Below are 8,735 nucleotides of genomic sequence, written 5' to 3'. Positions count from 1 at the left end.
GATCAGGCGGTCCGGATCGGCACGGCGTGCACCGACGGGCCGGTGGTGGTGCGTACCCCGGTGGGGTCGCGCCGGGTGCTCGACGTGCTCCTCGGCGAGCAGCTGCCCCGGATCTGCTGACCCGGGGCAGCCGGTACTCAGCCGGCCGCGGTGCGACGGCGCTCGGCGGCGGCCAGGTACGTGTCCGCCTGCTCCTGAGCGCGTTGCTCGGACCGCCGGAGCCCCTGCGCGGTCCCCGACAGCCGCCAGTACCAGAGTGCGGTCACGTCGAGGTCCCGGGGCGACATCTTCCGGTAGCGGGGATCACGGTGCTCGGCCAGGTAGTGCACCCGCATGTTGGAGCGGCGCAGCCCGGCGTCCCATCGTCGCCGGCAGTTCTCCGCCTTGCGCAGGCAGGCGCGGACCTTCTCGTTCCACGGCACGTCGCAGTACCGGTATCCGGGCGGTATCCGTAGCGGCCAGTACGGCGGATCGGGCCGTGGCGGCGCGATCATCAGCCCGGCGCACGGGACCACCCCGTCCGGGCCGGCCATCGGGCAGCGGCCCGACGGATCCGGGCCGGGACAGGTGTGGAGCACCTCGCCGGTGACGGGGTGCAGGATCTGGATCTCCCGGAGTGTCATCGCTGAGCCTCCTCACCGTCGGGTGATCAGCGGCGGGCGTCGGCCGGGAACCGTTCCGGGCCGTTGGCCGCCATTTCCTCGTACCGGATCCAGCGCTGGTCGACTGCCTCCTGGGCGAGCCGGGCCAGCCGGTCCGCCTCGGCGGGATCGGTGTCGCGCAGCTGCCGGAACCGTAGCTCGCCCTCGGTGAAGTCGGTCAGCGGCAGGCTCGGCCGGGGGCAGTCCAGCAGGAACGGATTGGCGCCGGCCGCCCGCAGCAGCGGGTCATAGCGGACCAGTGGCCAGTAGCCGGTGGCCACCGCCAGTTGCTGCCGGGTCAGGCCGTCGCGCATGTTCAGGCCGTGGGCGATGCAGTGCGCGTACGCGATGACCAGCGACGGCCCGTCATACGCCTCCGCCTCCCGTAGGGCCTGGAGGGTCTGCTGTGGGTCGGCGCCCATCGCCACCCGGGCCACGTACACGTTGCCGTAGGCGATCGCCTGCAACGCCAGGTCCTTCTTCGGCGTGGTCTTGCCACCGGCCGCGAACCGGGCGACCGCCGACAGCGGGGTGGCCTTGGACATCTGGCCGCCGGTGTTGGAGTAGACCTCGGTGTCCAGCACCAGCACGTTGACGTCCCGGCCACTGGCCAGCACGTGGTCCAGCCCGGCCGCACCGATGTCGTACGCCCACCCGTCCCCGCCGACGATCCAGACGCTGCGGCGTACCAGATGCTCCAGCACGCTGGACAGGTCGGCGACGGCCGGGTCGGCCGGGTCCAGCCCGGACAGGCGCTCGCGCAGCACGGCGAGCCGGTCCCGCTGGGCGGTGAACTCCGACTCGCGGCGCTGCGGCGCGGTCAGCAGGGCGTCCACCAGGTCCGGTCCGAGACGGTCGCGCAGCTCCCGCAGCCGGGTGTCGGCGAGCCGGCGATGCAGGTCGGCGGCGAGCCGGAAGCCGAGCCCGAACTCGGCGTCGTCCTCGAACAGCGAGTTCGACCAGGCCGGTCCGCGGCCCTCGGCGTTGCGGGTCCACGGCGTGGTGGGCAGATTGCCGCCGTAGATCGACGAGCAGCCGGTGGCGTTCGCGACCATCAGCCGGTCGCCGAACAGCTGGGACAGCACCTTCAGGTACGGGGTCTCCCCACACCCGGTGCAGGCCAGCGAGAACTCGAACAGCGGCTGCAGGAACTGGGCGCCGCGGACGGTGCCGAAGTCGACCCGGGAGCGGTCGGCGTACGGCAGGGTCTCGAAGTGGGCGATGGCGGCGCGGCCCGCTTCGAGCTGCGGCTCCCTCGGCTGCAGGTCGATCGCGGCGACCGGGCAGGCCTCGGCGCACAGCCCGCAGCCGGTGCAGTCCTCCAGGTAGACCTGCAACGTGTAGGCGGTGCCGGGCAGGCCGCGGGCGTTCAGCTCGGCCGACCTGAAACCGTCCGGTGCGTCCGCGAGCAGGTCGGCGTCGTAGAACTTGGACCGGATGACGCTGTGCGGGCAGACGAACGCACACGCGCCGCACTGGATGCAGGTCCGCGGATCCCAGGTGGCGACCAGGTCGGCGATGTTGCGTTTCTCGTAGGCGGTGGTGCCGCCCGGGTAGGTGCCGTCGGCGGGCAGCGCGCTCACCGGCAGCCGGTCGCCGCGCCCGGCCATCATGGCGGCGGTCACCTCGCGGACGAATCGGGGCGCGCCGTCCGGGACGACCGGCGGCGGCTGCCGGGTGGCGGTCGCGTGCCCCGGCACGGGCACCGGGCGCAGGGCGGCGAGAGTGGCGTCGACGGCGGCGTGGTTGCGGGCGACCACGTCCGGCCCGCGGCGCGCGTACGTCTTGGTGATGGCCTGTTTGATGCGGATGACCGCCTCGCCCGGAGGGAGCACCCCGGAAATCGCGAAGAAGCAGGTCTGCAGCACGGTGTTGCTGCGGCCGGGCAGGCCCGCGTCGGCCGCCACCCGGTCGGCGTCGATCGCGTGGACGGTCAGGTTCCGGGCGATGATCTGCTCCTGCACCGGGCGGGACAGCGCCTGCCAGACGTCGTCGGCGTCGCTGTTGAGCAGCAGGGTGGCGCCCGGCGCGGCGTGGTCCAGCACGTCCACCCGGTCCAGCAGGCTGCTGTGGTGGCAGGCCACGAAACCGGCCTGGGAGATCAGGTACGGGGCGCGGATCGGGTCGGGGCCGAACCGTAGGTGCGAGACGGTGAGGCCGCCGGACTTCTTCGAGTCGTAGACGAAGTAGCCCTGCGCGTGGGTGCCCGGGTCGGCGGCCAGGATCTTGATGGTGTTCTTGTTGGCGCCGACCGTGCCGTCCGAGCCGAGCCCGAAGAACACCGCCCGGGTGGTGCCGGCCGGCTCGATGTCCCGTTCGGTCCAGGGCAGGCTGGTGCCGCTCACGTCGTCGACGATGCCGACGGTGAACCGCGGGCGGGGCCGGGCGACGGCCAGCTCGGCCAGCACGGCGGCGACCATGCCGGGAGTGAACTCCTTCGAGCCGAGCCCGTACCGGCCGCCGATCACTTCGGGCATCGGCCGGCCGCTGCCGGCCAGCGCGGCCACCACGTCGAGGAACAGCGGCTCGCCGGCCGACCCGGGCTCCTTGGTGCGGTCCAGCACCGCGATCCGGCGGACGGTGGGCGGCAGCGCGGCGATCAGCTCGGCGGCCGGGAACGGGCGGAACAGACAGACCCGCAGCACCCCGGCCCGCTCGCCGCGAGCGTTGAGGTGGGCGATCGTCTCCTGGGCGGTCTCGGCACCCGAGCCCATCAGTACCAGCACCCGCTCGGCGTCCGGGGCGCCGGAGTACTCGACCACCCGGTAGCCGCGGCCGGTACGCGCGGCGAGGGCGTCCATGGCCTCCTGCACCGCCGCGGGCACCCGTTCGTGGTATGGGTTGACCGTCTCCCGGCTCTGGAAGTACACGTCCGGGTTCTGGGCGGTGCCACGGACCACCGGCCGTTCCGGCGACAGCGCGCGGGCCCGGTGCGCGCGGACCAGGTCGGCCGGCACGAGGGCGCGCAGGTCCTCGTCGGCGAGCGTCTCGATGGTGTTGAGCTCGTGCGAGGTGCGGAACCCGTCGAAGAAGTGCACGAACGGCACTCGGGTGCGCAGCGTGGCGGCCTGGGCCACCAGCGCCAGGTCGTGGGCCTCCTGCACCGAGGCGGAGGCCAGCATGGCGAACCCGGTGGCGCGGGCCGCCATCACGTCCGAGTGGTCGCCGAAGATGGACAGGCCCTGGGTGGCCAGCGCCCGCGCGGCCACGTGCAGCACCGCGGGGGTCAGCTCCCCGGCGATCTTGTACATGTTCGGGATCATCAGCAGCAGGCCCTGCGAGGCAGTGAACGTTGTGGTCAGCGCCCCGCTCTGGAGCGCACCGTGCAGCGCTCCGGCGGCGCCGCCCTCGCTCTGCATCTCCACCACCGACGGGACGGTTCCCCACAGGTTGGGCCGCCCGGCCGCCGACCATTGGTCGGCCAGCTCGGCCATCGCCGAGGACGGGGTGATCGGGTAGATGCAGCAGATCTCGTTCAGCCGGTACGCGACCGACACCGCCGCCTCGTTGCCGTCGATCGTCATGCGGGTCATGACCGGTCCTCCGGGATCATCTCGATCGCGTGCACCGGGCACTGCGCGAAGCAGGTGCCGCAGCCGGTGCACCGGTCGTAGTCGAACCGGTAGCGTGCGCCCGGCCCCAGCTTGATCACCGCGTCCTGCGGACAGGCCCCCAGGCAGCCGTCGCACTCGAAGCAGTTGCCGCAGGACAGGCAGCGCCCGGCCTCGAACCGGGCGGCGGCCGTGTCGAGCCCGGCGACGACCTCGGTGAAGTCGCCGATCCGGGCGGCCGGGTCGCGTTCGGCCTGGGGCCGGCGGGCGGCGTCGCCGAAGTACCACGGGTGCATCAGCTCGAAATCGGCGACCGGGTGCCTGTCCGGCGGTTGATGGGACAGCCCGCGCAGGTAGGCGTCGATGTGCCGGGCCGCCTTGCGGCCGTGCCCGACCCCGACGGTGACGGTGCGCTCGGCGGGCACCATGTCGCCGCCCGCGAAGACGCCCGGGCAGCCGGTCATGAACGACGGTGACACCAGGACCGTGCCGTCCGGCCCGAACTCGACGCCCGACACCCCGCGCAGGAAGGCGGTGTCGGAGCGCTGCCCGAGAGCCAGCACGACGGTGTCGGCGGAGAGCGTCTCGGTGCGGCCGGTCGGCGTCGGGCGGCCGTCGGCGTCGAGTTCCATCACCTCGACGGTCAGGTCCGGGCCGTCGAACGCCTGGATGGTCCGCAGCCAGTTGATCTTCAGGCCCTCGCGTTCGGCCTCGTCCGCCTCCTCGGCGTGCGCCGGCATCTGCGCCCTGGTCCGCCGGTAGACGATCAGCGCCTCCTCGGCGCCCAGCCGGCGGGCCACCCGGGCGGCGTCCATCGCGGTGTTGCCGCCGCCGTACACCGCCACCCGGCGGCCGATCGCCGGCCGCTCACCAGCCGCCACGCTGCGCAGCAGGCTCACCGCGTCGACGATCCGGCCGGCCTCCCGCGCCGGGATGTCGACCCGCTTGGACAGGTGCGCCCCGACCGCCACGAACACCGCGTCGAACCCGCCGGCCCGGCGTTCCGCCTCCAGGTCGCGTACCGGGCTGTGGCACTCGATGGTGACGCCCAGGTCGGCGATCCGGGCGATCTCGGCAGCCAGCACGTCCCGGGGCAGCCGGTACGCGGGGATGCCGTACCGCATCATGCCGCCCGGCTCGTCACCGGCGTCCCGCACCTGCACCCGGTGCCCGAGCCGGGCCAGGTGGTACGCCGCGGACAGCCCGCTCGGCCCGGCGCCCACCACCAGGACCCGCCGGCCGGTCGGCGCCGCCGGCGGATCGAACCGCCAGCCGCGCTCCAGCGCCAGGTCGCCGAGGAACCGTTCCACCCCGTGAATCGACACGGGACTGTCCAGGTGGGCACGGTTGCAGGCCGACTCACACGGGTGGTAGCAGACCCGGCCGTGCACCGCCGGCAGTGGATTGTCGGCGGTCAGCACCCGCCAGGCCCGTTCGTGATCACCGGACCGGGCGTGCCCGAGCCAGGCCTGGATGTTCTCACCGGCGGGGCAGCCGGCGTTGCAGGGCGGCAGCAGATCCACGTAGACCGGCCGCCGCTGCCGTGCCGGGCCGCCCCGTGGCTCGTCGTGCAGCAGGTCGGGCAGCGGCGTCATGTCGTGCCACTTGGTGTTCATGCCGGCCTCCCTGCCGCCGGACGGTGCGGGCTCTCAGGACATCGCGAGTCGATCGTGAACGATCGCCACCGGGCAGGCCGAGTGGCGCAGCAGATGCTGGCTCACCGAGCCGAGCAGCAGTCCGCGGAGCGCTCCACGGCCGCGGGATCCGACCACCAGCAGTTGCGCGCCGTCGCTGACCCGGGTGAGGGCCGCGGCCGGGTGCTCGACGACAGCGTCCGCGTCGATCCGCAGGTCCGGGAAGGTGTCGCGGACGAGGGTCACCTGTGAGTCGAACGGCGCTCGTTCCTGTTCGGTGACCGTCCCGGTGGCCATCGGGGTCTCCGCCCAGATGCCGGTGACCGGCGGCCACGCGTGGATGACGCTCAGCGGCGCTTTGCGGGCCCTCGCCTGTTCGGCGGCGAACGCGAGCACACCGGCCGCGGTGACGGTGTCGTCGATGCCGACGACCACCGGGCCGGTCACGGGCGTGGCGCCCCGGACCACGACGACCGGGCAGCGCGCGTGAGCGGTCACCGCGACGGTGACCGAGCCCAGCAGCCCGGCGACCGCGCTGTGCCCACGACCACCGAGCACCAGCAGCCGGGCCTGCGCGGACCGCTCGGTCAGGGCCGCGGCCGCGTGCGCGCGCAGCGTGGTCGCGGTGACCGGCACCAGCGGATGCGTCTTGCGGGCCGCCTCGACGGCACGGCTCAGGGTGCCGTCGATGACCTGCGCGGCGTTCGACTCGGGGCGCACGGCGGGAGACGGAACCATGCTCGCCGCCGGGGCGAGGACCGGCCATTCGTCGGCGTAGACCAGCTCCACCGGATCGCCGGTGCGTTCCGCCTCCTCCAGCGCCCAGACGAGGGCGTCGTGAGACCAGGACGACCCGTCGTACCCGACGATGATTCTCTTCTGCACGGTACGGCCCTCCTTCTTCACTCCTCCTTCCATGGCACGCCCATCGATGCCTGCCGGGCAGGGCCGGAAGTCCCGTCCCTCAGCGGCCTGCGCCCACGGGTGATCCGCAGCACCGCGCCGGGCACGGCGGCGACCGCGGAGCAGGCCAGGATGACGGTGGGGGACAGCGGTTCGGTGCCCAGCAGCGTGTGCATCGGGGCGGCCAGGACCCCGGCCACCTGCAACAGCAGGCACACCGCGACGGCGGCGGGCAGCGCGTGGTTGCGGCCGGTGCCGGGGGACGGCCTCGCACGCACCGCGAGGGCCACGCCGAGTTGGGCGAACCCGAGTACCAGGAACATCACCGACTGCCACGGCAGGCCGAGCCGGTGCGCCACCACCCCGGCCGTCAGCGTCACGGCGGCCAGCAGCCCGGCGCCGGTCAGCACGTCACGCAGCAGCCCGGCGCCGAGCACCGACTCCTGCGGCGACCGCGGTGGCCGGCGCAGCACGTCCGCCTCGGCCGGTTCGGCGCCCAGTGCGACACCCGGCACGCCGTGGGTGAGCAGGTTTATCCAGAGCAACTGGGCCGGCAGCAGCGCCAACGGCATCCCGAGCAGCGGTCCGGCCAGCATCACCGCCAGCTCGGCCAGCCCGCCGGAGAGGGCGTAGCGCAGGAACCGGCGGATGTTGTCGTAGATCCGCCGTCCCTCGCCGACGGCGTCCGCCACGGTGCCCAGGTTGTCGTCGACCAGCACCAGCTCGGCCGCCTGCCGGGCCACCTCGGTGCCGCTGCCCATGGCCACCCCGATGTCGGCACGGCGCAGTGCCGGGGCGTCGTTCACGCCGTCGCCGGTCATCGCCACGACCTCGCCCCGCCTCTGGAGCGCGGCCACGATGTCAAGTTTCTGCTCGGGGCGCGTCCGCGCGTAAACCCTGGTCTTCTCGATGGTCTCGGGGGTGAGCGGGCCGAGGTCGCCGCGGGCGACCTCGTCGCCCGGCGCCAGGATTCCCAGGTCCCGGCCGATGGCAGCCGCGGTCCCCGGGTGGTCACCCGTAATCAACAGCAGGTGTACGCCGGAGCGCTCGAAAGCCGCCGCGGTGTCCCGTGCCGTCACCCGCAGCGGGTCACCGATACCGACCAGCCCGGCGGCGTGCAGTGGCGGTGGGGTGGCCGGGTCCGGCCGGTCGGCGGTCGTCGCGGTGGTCACGGCCAGCACTCGCAGGCCGCCCGCGGCCAGGTCGGCGGCCGCCGCCAGCAGGTCCGCGTGGATTGCGGGGTCCAGCACGGTCTCCGGGGCGCCCTTGCAGGCCACCAGATAACGGCCCTCGCGGGTCCGGTGGACCGTGGTCATCCGGCGGTGCGCCTGGTCGAACGGCTGCTCGGCGACGCGCGGAGCGGCCGCCCGTTCGGCGTCCGGGTCGAGGCCGCAGCAGCCGGCGAAGGCCAGCAGCGCGGCCTCCATCGGATCGCCCGCGGCGGCCCAGTGCGCCCGGCCCTCATCCGGCGGCAGCAGGCTCGCGTCGTTGCAGAGCAGGACGGCCCGGGCCAGCGCCCGCAACGGCTCGCCGATGTCGCCGCTGACCGTGCCGGCCGGGTCGTACCCGGTGCCGGTGACCGTGTGCCGGGCGCCGTCCGCGGTGACCGCCCGCTGTACCGTCATCCGGTTCGCGGTGAGCGTGCCGGTCTTGTCCGAGGCGATCACGGTGACCGAGCCGAGCGTCTCGACGGCGTGCAGTCGGCGCGGGATGGCCCGGGTGCGGGCCATCCGCCGGGCGCCGAGCGCCAGCGCCAGCGTCACCACGGCCGGCAGGCTTTCCGGCACCGCGGCCACCACCAGGCTGACCGCGGTGATCGCCATCCGGGTCACCGGCTGACCGGCGAGCACCCCGAACGCGAACACGAGCGAGGACACCACGACGGCGGTCGCGCCCAGCAGCCGGCCGAGCGCGGTGAGCCGCCGCTGCAACGGGGTCGGGCCGGGCCGGGTCCGGGCGACCAGGTCGGCGATGCGGCCGAGTGCGCTGGCCGGGCCGGTCGCCGT

At 73.9% G+C, this 8,735-nt stretch carries 5 protein-coding genes; all 5 read right to left on the bottom strand.

Annotated elements, in window-relative coordinates; genetic code table 11:
* Nucleotides 1-137: 137 nt before the first annotated feature.
* Nucleotides 138-623: a hypothetical protein gene (locus IEZ13_RS45815; protein WP_183227323.1), complete on the bottom strand. Its 486-nt coding sequence runs from the start codon at nucleotides 621-623 to the stop codon at nucleotides 138-140.
* A 26-nt stretch (nucleotides 624-649) separates the two neighbouring features.
* Entirely contained in the window at nucleotides 650-4,174 is a 3,525-nt protein-coding gene (gene nifJ, locus IEZ13_RS45810) for a pyruvate:ferredoxin (flavodoxin) oxidoreductase (protein WP_183227321.1), read from the bottom strand.
* Nucleotides 4,171-5,808: an NAD(P)-binding protein gene (locus tag IEZ13_RS45805; protein WP_183227319.1), complete on the bottom strand. Its 1,638-nt coding sequence runs from the start codon at nucleotides 5,806-5,808 to the stop codon at nucleotides 4,171-4,173. The genes nifJ and IEZ13_RS45805 overlap by 4 nt, the downstream gene beginning before the upstream one ends.
* Nucleotides 5,809-5,841: 33 nt before the next feature.
* A complete protein-coding gene (locus tag IEZ13_RS45800) occupies nucleotides 5,842-6,711 on the bottom strand; it encodes a universal stress protein (protein WP_229795806.1) in 870 nt (289 codons plus the stop codon).
* Between the two features lie 17 nt (nucleotides 6,712-6,728).
* Nucleotides 6,729-8,735, bottom strand: a 2,007-nt coding sequence (locus IEZ13_RS45795; protein ID WP_189285797.1) for a cation-translocating P-type ATPase, incomplete at its 5' end; no start/stop codon positions are given.

The sequence above is a fragment of the Actinoplanes campanulatus genome, assembly GCF_014647795.1.
Classification (GTDB): domain Bacteria; phylum Actinomycetota; class Actinomycetes; order Mycobacteriales; family Micromonosporaceae; genus Actinoplanes; species Actinoplanes campanulatus.
Note: the sequence above shows the minus strand (reverse complement) of the source record. Positions and strands in the feature narration are given on the sequence as shown.